The organism is Bacillus sp. F9_6S_D1_P_5 (genome assembly GCF_054823925.1).
On the sequence record NZ_JBTREW010000021.1, the window covers coordinates 13,222 to 30,444 of the forward strand.

Here is a 17,223-nt window from a genome sequence, read left to right on the forward strand (position 1 = left end):
TACATTTTTCAGTAGTTATTCATACAGATCAACTATTAGATTATTTCAAAATAATGAACAGCCTTCTACTCGAGGTTGATGTTATTCGTAATACACATATTAAGGACAGTCAGACTTTAATATTGTCTGTATAAACTCTTCTTTAAATGCAGGATAGTTAAAACCAACTGCAATTTTTTGAATTGGTCTATTATCAAATGTTGTTGGCTCGGCTATTTTTCTAAAGTCTGCCACACTTTGTCCTCTAGTTACGTCATTTGTCGTACTAATCCAAACTGCTGACTTTTTATATTCAAAAATATTATCATTAATAAAAGAAATGAACGGAAGTAAATCATGAATCGGACTTCCAGCAATACCCGGGTATTCTTTTTTATAAAAGTTCTCAAAATAAAAATCAATCATCGGTTTAATAAGTTTCGCCTGCCCTGTTCCTTCTTTATTAATAATATCCACCATTTCAGGAGTAATTAGTGCTTCTTGCGTTACATTTAGCGGATAAATAGTCGCATTCTTTGCATACTTCATTACAATATTTGCGGCAATTGGATCTCCATAAAAATTTGCTTCTGATACAGGAGTAACGTTACCAGGAAATAAAAATGCACCGCCCATAATATAATACGAACATACCTTATCCATTACATTTGGATATAATAAAAATAACGTCGCCAATGTTGTTAATCGGCCTGTCGCTACAATAATAATATCTTCTGGACAAGGCTCAATTAATTTAATTAATTCACAAAAATTTTCCCGTTTACAAATCCTCATATCAGGTGGAATAATTGGACCTAGGCCGTGTTCCCCATGAATTTCAGGGAAAAACAAAGGTTCTTCAGCAGTCATCGGCCTTGCTGCACCCTCAATGATTTTTACTTCTGTAGCATAGTATCTTTCTAAAAAATACACATTTTCCGTTACGATTTCTCGCGATACATTTCCATATTCAGCAACAATACCTATAATATCTAATTTACATGTTTTATTTGCATAAATTAAAGCCACCGCATCGTCAATACCAAAGTCTCCAAAAAAGATGATTTTCTTATTAACTATCCTCACCCCTCTTCAGCATAATCTACTACTATTATTATGTGAAAAAGACAAGGCTGTGAAACAGTGCAAACTAAAAAAGCCGCCTATTTATTGGCGACTTCAATCTTTTTATAAGATAAATATGCTAATACATTTTTACTTGAATCGTATTTCGGATTATTTCCTTTTCTCGGTTCTCTCATATGAGTTTTTTCAAATCCAGGAATGTCCGGCATTTTCTCCATAAATTCAAGCATTTCTTCTTCAGTTCCTTCAATACGTACGCGAATCATTATTACTTTTCCTCAATTCTCATTTTCTCTGTACTAAGTATAACGTACTTTGAAAAGACTGCAAGAAATTTATCTTTTTAATGTCGCGCTTTTTTTACAGACAAACAGTGCCATTTCAGTATAAAACGAATTTATTTTATTATTTTCAATTTGAATATGAAAGAATTCTTGCATTTCAACTGGTGTTTTCATCATACATTCTGTTAACTTCATACGTTTCTGCAACGGTACATTCATCATATCGCACCACCAGTCAAATTCAAATTTCTTGTCAAAAGTTAGACATGACTGCATTTGCAAACCGTTCTTTTCTAACAAGGCAATCCATTCTGTTTTTTTCAACGCACGTTCATGACTCGGGTCCCGCTTTTTTTCTATAAAATTATAAAATGTATCGTATTCATTATTTTCCGGTGAAACATTATCTATTAAAATAAACAATCCATTATCTTCTAACGTACGATTTACTTCATAAATAAACTGAGCTGGATTCGTAAAATGATGTGCTGCAATTCGGCATGTTATCGTATCAAATGAACGATCAGCAAACGGTAAACTTTCAGCGTTTCCAGCAACAAAAGATACATTTTCATGTCCATTGCTTATAATAAAGTTTTTCGCATTCTCTAACATTTTTTCTGTTAAGTCTAAAGCAACTACTTCTTGAAACAATGGAGCTAATACATTCGCAACATGCCCACCGCCTGTAGCAATATCAAGAAGACGATTATTATGACGAGACTCAACTTGTTGAACTACATATTGTAAATCCGGTCCTTTAGCATGAATTTTACTTTTCACATACTTTTCCGCATTTTTACCAAACTGCTGTTGCACAAGCTCTTCTTTACTCATTTTATCATCTTCTTTCAATTGTTATTTACACGATTCAGATAACTAATACATTCTATTTCATATTTTCAATTCCTCTTTTGGACAGATTATATGTTGCTTTGAAAAATAAAAAAACCGTAAGAATATATCTCACAGTTTTTTAGCTTTCTATATAGTTTCTTTTTCCCTTTCTTCATTTCCTGAAGATAGGCTACCAATAGCATCCGCAGTTACTTCGACCACAAACTCACAAATACCTGCTACAACTTCTCCAATCACTTCATCCATCTTTTTACCCCCTTATTTTATGTAACTTATTTGTATTATAGAAGAGTTTGCTTATTTCGAACTATCGGAAAACGTGACAACAACATTACAATTTTGTAAGCTTTTTCATTTTATTTAGCTTCTATCCTTTGAAACTCCAAGTATGATTAACAATCATATAGGTCATCATAATATTAGGTAAGTTCCAATTGTGCTAGAGGAGGCGTGTAAAATATACTACGTAAAATTAATTAAAGGTCAATCATTCTATGCTTTTGATCATCGTTTCTTAATGTCTGAAGAAGAAGAGGTTTCCGAGAAGGTTTATAATTACTTACGTCGTAATGAATTTTTCGAAGTACGTAAAGAAGAATATTCGGCCTAAAGTATAAAAAGCATCAAGAGAAATATCATTTACTTAGGATATTTTCTTGATGCTTTTATTTTATTTCTCCTCACTCTCAATGAATATTTAATTATAAGTTTTTTACATTTTAATTTACTTATTTCATGTTTTAGCACATCAAATTTTTGACAAATCAAAAAGATTGAAATCCACTCATGAAACACGTAATATAGACTCTGACTCTAAAAAAGTTCGTTACTAATAATACATAAAATAAGGAGGTTTTATATACGAGTTTTTCATTTTAAAAGACGGAGAGGTTTTATATTATGTGGCGCAATAAAAATGTTTGGATTGTTTTAATTGGGGAGTTTATTGCTGGTCTCGGGTTATGGCTTGGTATTCTTGGTAACCTTGAATTTATGCAAAAATATGTCCCTTCTGATTTCATGAAATCCGTTATATTATTTATCGGATTATTAGCAGGTGTTTTAGTTGGACCTATGGCAGGTCGCATAATTGATCAGTATGAAAAGAAAAAAGTTCTTCTTTACGCTGGGTTCGGTCGCGTTATTAGTGTTATTTTTATGTTTTTCGCTATCCAATTTGAAAGTATCGCCTTTATGATTGCATTTATGGTTGCTCTTCAAATTTCAGCAGCATTTTACTTCCCTGCATTACAATCTGTAATTCCACTTATCGTACGTGAGCATGAGTTATTACAGATGAACGGTGTACATATGAATGTAGGTACAATCGCTCGTATTGCAGGTACTTCACTAGGTGGAATTCTTTTAGTTGTAATGAGTTTACAGTATATGTATGCCTTCTCAATGGCAGCGTACGCTTTATTATTCCTCTCAACTTTCTTCCTACAATTCGAGGATAAGAAATCAACAACACCAAGTAAACAAGCTGCAAAAGATAATAGCTTTATGGAAGTATTTCGTATATTAAAAGGAATTCCTATTGCTTTTACAGCACTTATATTAAGTATTATCCCTCTATTATTCATAGCTGGATTTAATTTAATGGTAATTAACATAAGTGAAATGCAACATGATCCAACGATTAAAGGATTTATATATACCATTGAAGGTGTCGCATTTATGTTAGGTGCCTTCGTTATTAAACGTTTATCTGACCATTTCAAACCTGAAAAATTATTATATTTCTTCGCAGTTTGTACCGCTTTTGCACACCTTTCCTTGTTCTTTAGCGATATAAAATGGATGTCTCTTACATCATTTGGTTTGTTTGGTTTTAGTGTCGGTTGCTTCTTCCCTATTATGTCAACAATCTTCCAAACAAAAGTGGAAAAAAGTTATCACGGCCGTCTCTTCTCATTCCGTAATATGTTTGAGAGAGTTATGTTCCAAATTGTCTTACTTGGTACAGGCTTCTTCTTAGATACGATTGGACTGCAATATATGGTTCTCATCTTTGGAGTTATTTCATTATTAATTATTTTCATATCGCTCTCTAAACAGAAACAATATGAAAAACAACCTTCGCAATCTGCGAATTTATAACTATAGCGAAGAAGCATGGATCATTAATTTAATCCATGCTTCTTTGTTATATAAATCCTTATTTATTACGCTTATTGAAATTATTTAAAGGAGTACCCCTCTTATTTTCGAATACAGTATATTAACAAGATATATACAGGAGGTGTGCAAATGTCTGATGGTATGCAGTTATTTATTATCTTTATTTTTGTATTAGCTCTGTTTAGTATCATAAACTTTTTAGCGATTTTCTTATCTGGACATAACTTTAAAAGAAGAATTATCACAGGTTTCATATTTTTACTAATAACTCCTATTGTTTTTTTTGCTACCGTAGCATTCGCTTCTATATTCGATAAAGCTGGATTTGGCGCAGGTGGCCTAGCCTTCATTGTTGTAATTATATATATTTTAAATGGAATTGTGATCCTACTTTCCTCTTTATTATTCCTCAAAAGAGACATAACATAGACTATAGTACTCGGCATGAATCTAACTTTCCATTAGATTCATGCTTTTTCAATTCCCTCTAAATTTTTATATGAAATTAAATAATTCTTTATAAAAATTTAAACTTTATTTATTACAATATTCCTATCGTATTCGCACGTTTATTGAAAATGAAAAGAAAGGAGTACAAAATGAAAAAGTTTTTATTAATTCTTCCAATATTCATCGTTCTACTTAGTGGATGCAGCAATAATGATATATATGGTTCTTGGGAAGTCATTGACAACAAAAATGGTCTTTGTCCGGCATCTTATAAATTTGAGACAGTTGTAAAAGAAGAAAAGAAAGAAAAAATTGTTCAAAACTTAGTAGAAATGCAAACAACGAAGAAAAAAGAAGATTTATACAAAGGTTCATTTGTCAAAAATTCTAATGTATATCACATTGATTATGGTAACTCGTTTACATCGGATCAAACTTTACAAGTTGTCGATGGCAAATTAAATGTATACTTTTATGCAGTGGAAAAATTATGTACATATAAAAAGATATGATTACACTTCACATAAAACGCAGAAAATATTTTCTGCGTTATTTTCTGTTCTGCACTATTTTCTGTTCCGCCTTATTTTCCTCCCTCTAAATTTGTCAATCGTTTTAATTTTCATAAAAAAATGATAAAATGTAACCATGTGTTTTCAGAATAATTAAAAATGCAGATAGAAAACACTGTTTTTAGGAGGGGTTTTGATGACTTACACGTTAGCAACTAGAATGAAAGCATTCCAATCTTCTATATTTAGTGAATTAGGGGCCTATAAAAAAGAAAAAATTGCAGCAGGTCACAAAATGATTGATTTAAGTATCGGGAATCCTGATATGCCACCTGCTGACTTCGTAAGAGAAGAAATGGTACATACAGCAAGTGAAAAAGAAAGCTACGGATACACATTAAGTGGTATTCAAGAATTTCACGAAGCTGTAACTGAATATTACAACAACACTCATAACGTTAAATTAAATGCTGATAAAGAAGTTTTATTATTAATGGGTTCACAAGATGGACTTGTTCATTTACCTATGGTTTATGCGAATCCGGGAGATATTATTTTAGTTCCTGATCCAGGATATACAGCTTATGAAACTGGAATTCAAATGGCTGGTGCAACATCGTATTACATGCCTTTAAAGAAAGAAAATGAATTCTTACCTAACTTAGCAGCTATCCCCGAAGATATTGCTAATCAAGCGAAGATGATGATTTTAAACTTTCCAGGAAATCCAGTTCCAGCAATGGCTCATGAAGATTTCTTTAAAGAGGTAATTGCATTCGCGAAAAAGCATAATATTATTGTTGTCCATGATTTTGCTTATGCTGAATTTTATTTTGATGGCAATAAACCAATTAGCTTCCTCTCTGTACCTGGTGCTAAAGAAGTTGGCGTAGAAATCAACTCTTTGTCAAAAAGTTATAGTTTAGCAGGTAGCCGTATTGGATATATGATTGGAAACGAAGAAATTGTTCGTGCACTTACTCAGTTTAAATCCAATACAGATTATGGTGTGTTTTTACCAATTCAAAAAGCGGCATCAGCGGCACTAAGAAATGGCGCTGTGTTTTGTGAGAAAAATCGAGTTATTTATCAAGAACGTAGAGATACTTTAGTTGATGGATTCCGAACATTTGGTTGGAATGTTGATAAACCAGCTGGTAGTATGTTCGTCTGGGCCGAAATTCCGAAAGGCTGGACTTCTATAGATTTCGCTTATGCATTAATGGATCGTGCAAATGTCGTTGTTACACCAGGTCATGCATTTGGACCTCACGGAGAAGGTTTTGTACGTATTGCACTCGTTCAAGATAAAGAAGTGTTACAACAAGTTGTTGAAAACATTAAAAATAGCGGTATTTTTTCTCTTGAAAAAGTAAATGAATTAGTTAAAAATTAATGGTAACTCCCCTGCTTAACTGTAGCAGGGGTATTATTCATTGGAGGTACTTTCATATGCATATTAAAGACACACTTCCCCATCGTTTTCCATTTTTAATGATTGATAAAGTTACAAATGTAAAACATGGTGAGTCCGTTACGGGATATAAACTACTAACAAATAATGAATGGTTTATTAATGATAGTCAAGACTATATGCCCCATATGTTAATTGTAGAAGCACTTGCACAACTTAGTGCATTTGTACATACAAGTGACTCTGAAGGTTTAGGCTTCCTCTCCTCATTAGATGGGGTTGAATTCCACGGAAAAGCATATCCCGGTGATAAACTTGATTTACATTATGAGTTATCTCGTAATCGTCGAGGTTTTATTCTCGGTACAGGTACTGCAACTGTAAACGATCAGCCGATTGTAACTATAGAAAAGCTATTAATATATAAAGCAGAATAGAGACGATGTAATTCGCCGGGATATCTATCTCCTACAAATTCATTTCACCAACATGAACAGCGTAAACAAATTACTTGGTTAGGAGCAGGAAAATGGAAAGTACTATCGGTATCGATGCTGGAGGAACATTAACGAAAATTGCTTATTTGAACGAACAAAAGCAATTAGCTTTTGAAAAATTTTATTCCAATGAACAAGATAAAATAATAGATTGGCTTAAGAAAAACATTGCTATAAAACAAATATGTATTTCAGGTGGGAAAGCAAAACAATTACGGCAACTACTTTCAGACTCATATAAAATAGTAGAACTAAACGAATTTGAAGCTACTCTTACAGGTGTCCGATACATATTAAAAGATAATAAATATGATATAAACAATTTTATTTTAACAAATATCGGTACAGGCACTTCCATTCATTACGTTTATAATGAAAAATATATTCGAGTTGGTGGAACCGGTGTTGGCGGCGGTACTATTATGGGGCTTTCAAAATTGTTAACAAACATAGATCATTTTGAAGATGTGATTCCTTTAACAAAAGTAGGATCTAGAAAAGAACTAGATATTACGGTTGGAGATATTTATGGTGGTATTCTCTCTCCTATTGATAATAGCTTAACTGCTAGCAATTTTGGTAAAGCCTCTATTACAGAATCCAATTATAAAAGCTCAGATATACTTGCTACTGTACAAGGACTCGTCGGTGAAGTCGTTACTGCATTAAGCCTTCAATTCGCCGAAATAAAAAACATTGACCATATTATTTATATCGGTTCAACTTTATGTAACAACGTACACCTTCAAAATATTATTAGTAGCTACACAAACTATCAAAATAAAACACCAATCTTTTTACAAGATGGTGGTAATAGCGGTGCGATTGGTGCTTTACTTCATATTACGAATAAAAAAAGCTGACTTTTGTCAGCTTTTTTGTAACGGTATTTCAAATTCAATAATTGATTCCCCGTTCTCTCCAATTCGCTCTACACTAATTCTATCAATTACACATTGTAACTTCTCAGGGAAACTATGAATATCCTTGGCTACTTCAGCAGCTAACTGAGCACTTTCTTTTCTCCCGACTGTTACATGAGGTATATACGGAATATCTTCTCTCAAAAATTGTATTAAAGGTCCTGTATACAGCATATCGTGAAGTTCTTCTATTTGTTTTTTCCCCTTTTCAATTCGTAAAAATAAATATTCTCCTTCACTCGTAATTTGATTCACAAATTCAATTTCTATCTCTTGTATCCCTTTTGATAATTTTAAAATATGTAACTTCAGCTCATCATTTGAAATCGAGCTTTCAAATGGGAATATAACTGTAATATGCGGCGGAATTAAACCGAATAAAGGATCATGTTTTTTCCTAATGTCCTCTATTTCATTAATAGACATGTCGTTTAGAAAAAGTAAAATTGTACGCATTTTTATATCCCCTACTTTCTCTTTTTATATTCATCATATTGTATGGTAGCTTGCACTTCAACAAATGATTTCAATTACATATAAAAAGAAAAAACTTCTCAAAAGAAAAGTTTTTTCTTATAAAGCATGATAACTATTTTTCCGCCAAACTTTCCTAAACTTTATATAACAAGCAATCCTCCAAGGGATAATATACGAGACAGCAACAACATAAAATAATAAACCTATTGTTTGCTGATCTAAGCCAACAATATATTGTCTTGAACCGTATCTCAAAACGACAAGTGCAATAAAAGTAATTAAAAAAGCTGCACTTTTTTTCGTATAAATATTCCCATCATCTCTTCGTTCATAATTTGTTAAAAATATAAGTGGTACGGCGAGAAGAATTCCAATCGATACTGCTATAACTACTTGTAATATAGCTGGATGTACGGGACCAAAAAGCCATAAAACACTCGGTGTAAAAAAAAATAATGGCCACAAAATACGTATCCCAGTTCCCTTTATAGGTTTATACATAGATCGAAAACGACGCCAGAATATTAGTAGTGCAATGCATAAAAAAAATGTAATGAGTGAAGATGTGTCTCCCATTCGCTATCCTTCTCTCTATAATAATCTAATACTATTTCAAACCGTTTTTTCGAATGATACTTTTCGAATAAATATACTACTAGTTATGATATAAAGAACAGTTAATCCAATTGAAATAACAGTAAAATATGGAATATCTACTAAGGATACATCACTTGTAAATAATAAACTGGTTACTCCCGCCTCTCCATAAAGCACACTATTTGTTGATAAGAAAACTGTTCCAGCAATCATAAGACCAATCCACTGAAATCGTTGTTTAATAACTACTACCACTTGAAAGAAACATGCTATTGTAACATAAAATAAAAATTGCAAAATAAATTGTTGTATCGATTGCTCTCCAAAATTAACATTTACTACGTTATATTTTAAATCTTGTAAAAGCATAACTTGAAGAAATGAAAATAATGCAGATTGAAGTACAATATAACAGATTGCTCCGATAAAATATTGTATTCTCGTTACTCCGAATGAAACAGCTAAACGAAATAGCTCATCTTGTATGATGAAAACACTACCTACTATAAATAACATAATTGCTATTGAAGGGTTATTTATAATTTCAGGTAAATAACCAATGTTCGCTCCATTTAAATGAGCAACATTTAAAGCCCCTTTTATTAATAAAGCTACAATCCAAAATATTAAAATTGCTTTATAATGAAATTTTATATGTAACTTCAACTGCTTCATTAACATCGTCATTTCACTTCACCACCAGTTATGTGAATAAATAGTTTTTGTAATGTAATTCTATCAATTACTAAACCTTCTTTTTCAATCGAGTAATAATCTTCATTAGAAAGCTCTTCCCATATAACAGTAATGCCTTTATTTCCATAGACTTCTCGATTTATAATTTCTTTATTTATCGAAAATTCATCTACTTTATCTTTTTTTCCTGAAATAATATGAGCTTGTTGCAATAAATCTTCTACTGATGATTGAACAACTAGTTTTCCTTCTTTTATGATGATTATATCTTCAATCACATGGGTTACTTCTTCTACTAAATGTGTTGATAATATAATTGTTCGTGGATACTCACCGTAATCTTCTAGTAGTAAACTATAAAACAACTCTCGATGAGCTGCATCCAAACCTGTAGTCGGTTCATCAAAAATTGTTATTGGCGCCCTACTTGCTAACCCTTGAATAATTCCGACGACTGTTTGCATGCCGTGTGATAGCTTATGGTATTTCACTGTCATATTAAGCTGAAATTTATCAGCGAGTTCTTCAGCATACCTTCCATCCCAATTTTTATAAAACATGCTGCACATCTTAAAAATTTCTTTTACTTTAAAACTTAAATGTGCTTCTTCTTTCACTCTAATAAAACAAATATTTTGCATCGCTTTACTATTTTCAAAAACATTTTCACCAAATATTGATACGCTACCACTACTTGAAGTAATTTGGCCTGCAAGTAAATTTAATAGTGTCGTTTTTCCTGCTCCGTTTCTACCGAGTAAACCATAAATTTTATGCTCTTCCAATGAAATCGTTACTTCATTTACCGCTACTTTCTTTTTATATTTTTTCGTTACATCTTTCGTTTCAAGTGCAATCATCCCTCTTTCCCCTCCTTCGTAATTTTTTGAATCATATCCATCAATTCATCTTTTGATATTTCTAATACCTTTGCTTCTTCCCACACTTTAGGTAAATATTCGGTCATAAAAGTATTTTGTCTTTTTTTTAGTACGACTTCTTTCGCTCCCTTTGCAACAAACATCCCGATCCCTCTCTTTTTATATAAAATCCCTTCGTCCACTAATACATTTACCCCTTTAGCTGCAGTAGCTGGATTGATTTGTAACATCTTCGCAAATTGATTTGTTGATGGAACTTGTTCTTCTTCAAGTAATATGTCTTTTAAAATATCCGATTCAATCGTTTCTGCAATTTGTAAGTATATTAATTTATTTTGTTCCAGAGTAGTTTTCACAATTTCACCACCTTAGGTTCATAGGTTCATTACTTATGTAATTAACCATACCACACGAAAATATTTATTTCCATATATTTCTTTCACAAAAAAAGAGTCATCCGTTTAAGAATGACTCTCTTTCTAAAATTTTAAAGTTTCAACTCTAATTCTCAAATTCTTTTCATTTATACCATTTTGACAAAAATTAAATTGTTGTCCCTTTATAAACTTTGTACGATCCACTACTTGCCCTAAATGATAACTTGTATGCTCCACTAAATGTAATAAACTATGAAGGTCCATATACTTTTTTTCCCATGCTTGTATATATGCTTTTCCCCATTCATCAAATACTTCTTCAACGTACTGTAGCAAAACTTCAGAACTTTGTTGTTTTACTGGAAAATACTCCTCGATTCCCTTTTCAAAAACTATATTTGGATCTTTATAACGACTAGTATTTCTCTGTATATGTTCACAAATATGTAGCACGATTCCACCAATTGAGTTAACAGAAGCTCCTTCTTTCCACAATTCATCTTCACTAACGAACCTAATTGCTTGTACTAACTTATGTAAATAATGATCCTTCATTCTATGATAAGTAATTTTGTATACTAACTCCACCTTTTCTCCTCCCATCATTTCAACTGCTGCACTGGATATTTAGTAAATAAAGATTTTCGAAACTCTTTATCATGTATAAGCATTATAATTTTTTCGTTATTATCATTAAGGAACTTTACTACTTTCTTTTTATTCCACATATCATTTTCTTTTGGAAAATCATCAAATTTTTCATACAGTATTGATAGTATTTCTTCTCTTTTTATCATAAATTTTTTATTTTCTACTTGAAACTCGTAACCTTTTGCATTTGGTACTAAAACTGCTAGATACGTAATGTTAAAGAGAAAATTCTTCTCCATCGTATCCTTATTATCAAACCAATACGTCGCTACCATTTCTTCTGTAAGGGTTCCATTCCCTTTTGCACCATAGATCACCTTTATGCTTTCATTCTCTAAATTTATACTTTGAAATGTTTCGCCACCGGGTAAATGACTAACAATTGCAACCACATCTGAGTTATTACCAACGTATGTCCCAGCATATTTCTTAAAGTCACCAGGTTTCACATCAGATATTTCTTTTATTCTTTCTCCGTTAGAACAAGCAGTAATAAGTCAACTACCCCCACTGAGATGAAACGCTTCAGTCGGGGCTTGAGTTCGAACGCTAGGTCTTTTCGTCTATCGCTAGACAGTTGACGCTCTAGCATTCATGCCACCTTACGGTAACACCCCAAGTATGTTTTTGGTTGGTACTGGCAACGAACGATTGTTTTCCCACTTGCACCACCCTTTCGAAAAAGAGCAGTTCTTCCTTGTGGAAGAAGCCACCACTCAGATGAGCCTGGCGTGTGCTACAAGCCCCGACAAGTCGAGTACACATGGATGGTTGACGCACCCACTAAGCTATGCGCGAAGCAACAGCCTTACGTTTTTGCACTTCTAATAGAATCGGTGTTTTCACTTTGAGGTTGTCATCCAATTGTACAACTTTTGATTTTTGCAATGTATTCAATGCACCATTAATATCTGCATGGATACATGTTCCTGCTTTACTTTGGTACAGACCACGAGTCATTCGTTTGCCACTAAAGCGATAACGGTTCCTATCATCCTTAGACCAAACTGGAACCGGATCTTTATCCAGAAAACTAGCTTTTGAAGTATAGCTTTCTTCTTGTTTAAAAAATCGTATACCTTCTTTTATACATTTATTCTCAATTGCTACAATCAGTTTATGAAACGGGATTTGAACAAACTTTTGATTATTCTTTTTCCCCATATCAGATTTTTGTTTCCAACCAACGTTATAGCCTACGACAATCGTATCTATGCCAAATGCTTTCACTTTTTTGAACAGCAGACCTACCGTTTGTGAAATGTAACCATTTATTTTTCGTTCCCGTTTATGCCAAAGTGCAGCCATTTTATTCGTTACAACTCGTTTTGAAATTCCGTTTTCAATATTCTTCTGCTGGAGATTACATATCATTTTGTTGAAATATTGGTTTATGGATTTTAATTTTTTCCCATCAATTAAGAATGTATCACCTGTATTGGTTACGCAACTTACTAATCTATCTACACCTAAATCGCAACCCAAAGCGTTACTCGTAGTCGTGGGTTGTTTCTTCATTTGTGAAACGTGCATGTCATATGTGTAATGCACCTCAAAGAACCGACCTTTTTGCTTCGGTACAATCTCAATGTAGGCGATTTTTTTATTTCTTAAGTTTTTTGGCATACGTATTTTAATGGAACCAAATTTTTTTCTGAATGCAACATTCATCGGAATGATCCAATACCCGTTATCATCCACTTTTGGCACTTGATAGATTTCAACGATACGTTTGTCAGTCGAACGAGAATAATTTGGAAACTTAGGACGACCTGTGAACTTCTCGGGATTGTTCTTCCACTTTTCCAATGCCTTAAAAAAGCTCTTCACTTCTGCATATAAGGCTCTACGAATAGCCTGCACAGAGTTTGATTGCACGCCCCAGTAGTTCATATCAGCTTGCATGGCGTTATCCACTTCTTTTACAGTAGCCATTTTATTATGATTCAAATAACTTTGTTTAATCGTGTACAACCCAACATTTCGCAATGCTTTTGAACTATGTGACATGCGTTGCAGTAAACGAAATTCTTTAGCCTTGAGACAAGCTCGTCCAATATTTTGTTTCTGCGTGAATCGTTGCATCGTTTCTCTTTTCTTTTGTTTACGTAATACTTTCACTGCTTTCTTTCTAGCCATTGTTTTCACCACCTTTCTTAGAGAGCTCATTAATTTTTTTCCTAAAATCGTGTTTTATCTTAGGAAATCTCGTTTCATAAAACAAGTACTAACACTTTTGTAACTATTAATTACTTTTGGCAAATCCATATTGGGAATGAAACAAAATGTGAACATAGTCTTCATCGCAATTCCTATTGGCTCAAATACAAAATGATTATGATTATCCAATTTCGGTGTCTTACGATCTATTCCCTCCTTACCTAAGAGCAGATTGTATCGTAAGACAAAAAGAAACTTCTGACGGCAATTCATCTCCACCTGAATTGTTGGGTTTCACCCGTAACACAAATCCGATGGAGTCTTCTTGCTGAAAAGGATAAAAAAATTGTTAGCATAACAACTACATTACGATGCATATATTTCATTTAGCATCCCCCATTTTTATCGATATTTCGCTAATTACAATACATCTTCTCAAAACCCTTTAAATATACGCATTTTAATCAAAATTAAAAATTTTCGCTTTTTATGTTTACAATTATCCATTAATTGTATATACTTACTAACGTAAGAAAAATATTCTAAAAGGAGGTCGAAGGAAATGATGAAATTACAATTACATGCTTTAACTTTAGCGTTAACTGCACCTTTGTTTTTCGGACAATTAAATATGAATTCGACCACCCTAATGGAGAATTAAAAATCGTACATTATTTCGATTAATTCATACATTCGCCACAGGAGGTCGTATACTTTCCTGTGGCTTTTTCACGCCCTGCCATAGGAGAACTATATCTTCCTGTGGCTTTTTTGTGCGATTTTTTAGCCTCTTACATCATTTTTTTAAGAAAGGAGCAACATTCGATGACTATTAGCGTATTGTTTTTAAGTATTACGATTCAAAGAAATAAAATTTCTAAAGATGAAATTTTTCATAATGAGCAAATTGAAAAAGCTATGAATGATGTTAAGGAGCGCCAAGCGCTTTATTGTGATCACCTGTAATTCCTTTTCGAAAGGAGGAATTCATTTATGACTTTTCATATTTTCTTTTTTACGGCTGTACTTCAGAAAAACAATTTATCTGAAGATGAAATCATTCGTAAACAACAATTAAAACAACTGACTGATAAAATGACTGACATTAAAAGTTCATTCTATACGCAAATGTATTAAAATTATATTTTTAAGGAGAAATACCTTCATGAAATTTAAAGCACTTTTTTTAACAATAACTATTCAAAAACGTAAGCTTTCACAGAGAGAAATTTTATGTGAGCAACACATCCAATCTATTATGGACGAAGTGAAAGAGCGTCAAGCTTCTTATTACAGCCGTCTTTTCTAAATAACTTTTAAAGGGGCAGTACACTTATGAAATTTAAAGCATTCTTTTTAACTATAACCATTCAAAAACGTAAGCTTTCTCAAAACGAAATTTTACGTGAGCAACACATTCAATCTATTATGGACGAAGTGAAAGAGCGTCAAGCTTCTTATTACAGCCGTCTGTTCTAAATAACTTTTAAAGGGGCCATACACTTATGAAATTTAAAGTATTCTTTTTAACAATTACGATACAAAAAACTAAGTTCTCCGACAGTGAGATATTGCATGATCATCAAATTAATAAAGCTATGGAAGATGTAAAAGAACGTCAAAGTCACTACTGTAGCCATCTATAATTCCTTTCGAAAGGAGGAATATATCATGAAGTTTCACCTTTTCTTTTTAACAATTACAATCCAGAAAAAAAACTATACTGATGCTGAATTAAAACAAGAACAACAATATAAACAGGTTATAGACGAAATTCGAGATCGTAGAAGCAAATACTACTCTCACCTATAATTCTTTAAAAATATAAAACTTGAAAGGAGTCGATTAAGATGTTGATAGCACGTTGTAAGGAAATGATTTGGATAGTTCAGAGGGATTCCACATAGTTTTATCGATGATATATCATACAATTTTTCCGTTACATTTGATATGTAATAAATATATAATAAAATCTTATTCATAAACCTTTTAACATTGATTAACAAACAAAAGATACACCACTTAAAAAATGGTGTATCTTTCTCAACATATACTATTTTCGATTACTTCGTTTCGTCTTAAACAGTCTCACTAAGTTCGATACAACTGTTTTCGTTACTGCATAAACTGGCACTGCCAAAATCATTCCGATAATTCCCGCAAAGTTACCTACCCCTAAAATTAAAATAATAATTGTTAACGGGTGGATATTTAATTTTGAACTCATAATACGCGGTGAAATGATGTTACTTTCAAACTGTTGTACAATTGTTACGATAATAATTACGTACAACGCTTGCATCGGAGATACGAACAGACCTACGATAACAGCCGGTGCTGCACCGATAAATGGGCCTAAGTTAGGAATGATATTTGTAAATGCTGCTATAATTCCTAAAACGAAAGCGTACGGTAAATCGATAATTAAATAACCGATAAAAGTAAACGCACCTACAAATATACAAACGAGCGCTTGCCCTTGAATATATGCAGATAATGTTTCATTCGTTTCCTTAATGATACGAAGTCCTTCTTCACGGTATGACTCAGGTAATAGACTAACTGCTTTCCCTGGGAATGCATGTCCATCTTTAAACATATAAAATAAAATGAACGGTACTGTGAAGATTACTAATGCGACGTTCGTTATAATACCAAATAAAGCCGTTGCACTCGACGTAATCGTGTTTGGTATATCCTTTAAGTATTCTATCGCATTTTTTTCAATTGTTTCAATGGAAACATAGTTTTGTGTAGATAACCATTCAAACAATCTATGATGAGATAAATCTTGTATGTATAGTTTTCCCTCTTTAATATAACCTGGCATATTTTTTACTAAATCCATTAGCTGTTGTGAGATTGTTGGAACAACTACCCCAACTCCAACCGCAGTTAATGTTATGATAAAAAGATATAACAGTAAAATCGCTAAATTTCTAGGTACTTTTTTATTCTCCAAAAAGACTAACAATGGGTTAAATATGAAGTATAAAAATAACGCGATTAAGATTGGGAAAAACAACGTTGATATGAAGATACCAATCGGTTGAAATAAAAACGATATTTTTGTGCAAATAAATATGATCGCTACAACCATTAGCACTTCTAATGTCCAAAAGTGCACTTTCGATTTCAAAAAACTTCCTCCTTTAAACTAGCACTTCTCTTTATTGTACCAAAATACACTACAATTTCACATAATATTTTCCTTTACAATATTCCAAAATGCCAATAAATACACTACAATGAGATTA

At 32.5% G+C, this 17,223-nt stretch carries 25 protein-coding genes; 13 read left to right on the forward strand and 12 right to left on the reverse strand.

Features of this window, described 5'->3' with window-relative positions:
- Positions 1-99: 99 nt before the first annotated feature.
- The 3 genes from ACUXEY_RS21945 to ACUXEY_RS21955 form a co-directional block, all read right to left on the reverse strand.
- Positions 100-1,065, reverse strand: a complete 966-nt coding sequence (locus tag ACUXEY_RS21945) for a nucleoside hydrolase (RefSeq protein WP_461301586.1) — start codon at positions 1,063-1,065, stop codon at positions 100-102.
- A gap of 77 nt (positions 1,066-1,142) precedes the next feature.
- Positions 1,143-1,331 (reverse strand): DUF3970 family protein, encoded by a 189-nt coding sequence (locus ACUXEY_RS21950; protein ID WP_000621879.1) that lies wholly within the window; start codon positions 1,329-1,331, stop codon positions 1,143-1,145.
- Positions 1,332-1,400: 69 nt separating this feature from the next.
- The gene (locus ACUXEY_RS21955; RefSeq protein ID WP_461301587.1) at positions 1,401-2,186 is read right to left on the reverse strand and encodes a class I SAM-dependent methyltransferase; all 786 of its coding nucleotides are present in this window, start codon (positions 2,184-2,186) and stop codon (positions 1,401-1,403) included.
- A gap of 478 nt (positions 2,187-2,664) precedes the next feature.
- Here ACUXEY_RS21955 and ACUXEY_RS21960 point away from each other — a divergent pair, with 478 nt between their 5' ends.
- From ACUXEY_RS21960 to coaW, 7 genes are all read left to right on the forward strand, one after another.
- Positions 2,665-2,817, forward strand: a complete 153-nt coding sequence (locus tag ACUXEY_RS21960; protein ID WP_071680000.1) for a YqbF domain-containing protein — start codon at positions 2,665-2,667, stop codon at positions 2,815-2,817.
- A gap of 290 nt (positions 2,818-3,107) precedes the next feature.
- Positions 3,108-4,310: an MFS transporter gene (locus ACUXEY_RS21965; RefSeq protein ID WP_000269247.1), complete on the forward strand. Its 1,203-nt coding sequence runs from the start codon at positions 3,108-3,110 to the stop codon at positions 4,308-4,310.
- 150 nt (positions 4,311-4,460) lie between these two features.
- Complete coding sequence (locus ACUXEY_RS21970) at positions 4,461-4,760, forward strand: hypothetical protein (RefSeq protein WP_461301588.1); 300 nt, start codon at positions 4,461-4,463, stop codon at positions 4,758-4,760.
- Between the two features lie 170 nt (positions 4,761-4,930).
- On the forward strand, positions 4,931-5,293 hold the full coding sequence (locus ACUXEY_RS21975) for a hypothetical protein (protein ID WP_461301589.1): 363 nt from the start codon (positions 4,931-4,933) through the stop codon (positions 5,291-5,293).
- Positions 5,294-5,489: 196 nt separating this feature from the next.
- Positions 5,490-6,689, forward strand: coding sequence for an LL-diaminopimelate aminotransferase (locus ACUXEY_RS21980; protein WP_461301590.1), 1,200 nt, complete (start codon positions 5,490-5,492; stop codon positions 6,687-6,689).
- A gap of 56 nt (positions 6,690-6,745) precedes the next feature.
- Positions 6,746-7,144: a 3-hydroxyacyl-ACP dehydratase FabZ family protein gene (locus ACUXEY_RS21985; protein ID WP_461301591.1), complete on the forward strand. Its 399-nt coding sequence runs from the start codon at positions 6,746-6,748 to the stop codon at positions 7,142-7,144.
- A 92-nt stretch (positions 7,145-7,236) separates the two neighbouring features.
- On the forward strand, positions 7,237-8,067 hold the full coding sequence (coaW, locus tag ACUXEY_RS21990) for a type II pantothenate kinase (protein ID WP_461301592.1): 831 nt from the start codon (positions 7,237-7,239) through the stop codon (positions 8,065-8,067).
- A gap of 6 nt (positions 8,068-8,073) precedes the next feature.
- On the opposite strand, the gene ACUXEY_RS21995 is transcribed toward coaW, so the two are convergent.
- The 8 genes from ACUXEY_RS21995 to ACUXEY_RS22030 all read right to left on the reverse strand — a co-directional run bounded on the left by ACUXEY_RS21995 (position 8,074) and on the right by ACUXEY_RS22030 (position 13,945).
- Positions 8,074-8,583 (reverse strand): 2'-5' RNA ligase family protein, encoded by a 510-nt coding sequence (locus tag ACUXEY_RS21995; RefSeq protein ID WP_461301593.1) that lies wholly within the window; start codon positions 8,581-8,583, stop codon positions 8,074-8,076.
- A 117-nt stretch (positions 8,584-8,700) separates the two neighbouring features.
- The gene (locus ACUXEY_RS22000) at positions 8,701-9,180 is read right to left on the reverse strand and encodes a CcdC family protein (protein ID WP_461301594.1); all 480 of its coding nucleotides are present in this window, start codon (positions 9,178-9,180) and stop codon (positions 8,701-8,703) included.
- A 36-nt stretch (positions 9,181-9,216) separates the two neighbouring features.
- Complete coding sequence (locus tag ACUXEY_RS22005) at positions 9,217-9,888, reverse strand: DUF4052 family protein (RefSeq protein WP_429603340.1); 672 nt, start codon at positions 9,886-9,888, stop codon at positions 9,217-9,219.
- The gene (locus tag ACUXEY_RS22010; protein ID WP_429603342.1) at positions 9,885-10,757 is read right to left on the reverse strand and encodes an ABC transporter ATP-binding protein; all 873 of its coding nucleotides are present in this window, start codon (positions 10,755-10,757) and stop codon (positions 9,885-9,887) included. The genes ACUXEY_RS22005 and ACUXEY_RS22010 overlap by 4 nt, the downstream gene beginning before the upstream one ends.
- Positions 10,754-11,134 carry a GntR family transcriptional regulator gene (locus tag ACUXEY_RS22015; RefSeq protein ID WP_461301595.1) on the reverse strand — a complete coding sequence of 127 codons (381 nt, stop codon included), beginning with the start codon at positions 11,132-11,134 and terminating at the stop codon, positions 10,754-10,756. Before ACUXEY_RS22015 ends, ACUXEY_RS22010 begins: the two co-directional genes overlap by 4 nt.
- Before the next feature lie 123 nt (positions 11,135-11,257).
- Positions 11,258-11,743, reverse strand: coding sequence for a DinB family protein (locus ACUXEY_RS22020; RefSeq protein WP_048566204.1), 486 nt, complete (start codon positions 11,741-11,743; stop codon positions 11,258-11,260).
- Between the two features lie 14 nt (positions 11,744-11,757).
- Positions 11,758-12,300, reverse strand: coding sequence for a DUF4825 domain-containing protein (locus tag ACUXEY_RS22025; protein WP_461301635.1), 543 nt, complete (start codon positions 12,298-12,300; stop codon positions 11,758-11,760).
- A 289-nt stretch (positions 12,301-12,589) separates the two neighbouring features.
- Positions 12,590-13,945 (reverse strand): RNA-guided endonuclease TnpB family protein, encoded by a 1,356-nt coding sequence (locus ACUXEY_RS22030; protein ID WP_461301596.1) that lies wholly within the window; start codon positions 13,943-13,945, stop codon positions 12,590-12,592.
- 846 nt (positions 13,946-14,791) lie between these two features.
- Here ACUXEY_RS22030 and ACUXEY_RS22035 point away from each other — a divergent pair.
- The 6 genes from ACUXEY_RS22035 to ACUXEY_RS22060 are packed head-to-tail and all read left to right on the forward strand — an operon-like array spanning position 14,792 to position 15,778.
- Positions 14,792-14,932, forward strand: a complete 141-nt coding sequence (locus ACUXEY_RS22035; protein WP_000156178.1) for a YrzI family small protein — start codon at positions 14,792-14,794, stop codon at positions 14,930-14,932.
- Between the two features lie 27 nt (positions 14,933-14,959).
- Positions 14,960-15,103, forward strand: a complete 144-nt coding sequence (locus ACUXEY_RS22040; protein ID WP_461301597.1) for a YrzI family small protein — start codon at positions 14,960-14,962, stop codon at positions 15,101-15,103.
- 28 nt (positions 15,104-15,131) lie between these two features.
- Positions 15,132-15,275, forward strand: coding sequence for a YrzI family small protein (locus ACUXEY_RS22045; RefSeq protein ID WP_461301598.1), 144 nt, complete (start codon positions 15,132-15,134; stop codon positions 15,273-15,275).
- A 26-nt stretch (positions 15,276-15,301) separates the two neighbouring features.
- Complete coding sequence (locus ACUXEY_RS22050; protein WP_000668972.1) at positions 15,302-15,445, forward strand: YrzI family small protein; 144 nt, start codon at positions 15,302-15,304, stop codon at positions 15,443-15,445.
- A gap of 26 nt (positions 15,446-15,471) precedes the next feature.
- Positions 15,472-15,612: a YrzI family small protein gene (locus ACUXEY_RS22055; protein ID WP_000669812.1), complete on the forward strand. Its 141-nt coding sequence runs from the start codon at positions 15,472-15,474 to the stop codon at positions 15,610-15,612.
- A 25-nt stretch (positions 15,613-15,637) separates the two neighbouring features.
- On the forward strand, positions 15,638-15,778 hold the full coding sequence (locus ACUXEY_RS22060) for a YrzI family small protein (RefSeq protein ID WP_048525997.1): 141 nt from the start codon (positions 15,638-15,640) through the stop codon (positions 15,776-15,778).
- Positions 15,779-16,019: 241 nt separating this feature from the next.
- On the opposite strand, the gene ACUXEY_RS22065 is transcribed toward ACUXEY_RS22060, so the two are convergent.
- Complete coding sequence (locus ACUXEY_RS22065; protein ID WP_000837880.1) at positions 16,020-17,105, reverse strand: AI-2E family transporter; 1,086 nt, start codon at positions 17,103-17,105, stop codon at positions 16,020-16,022.
- Positions 17,106-17,223: the final 118 nt, after the last annotated feature.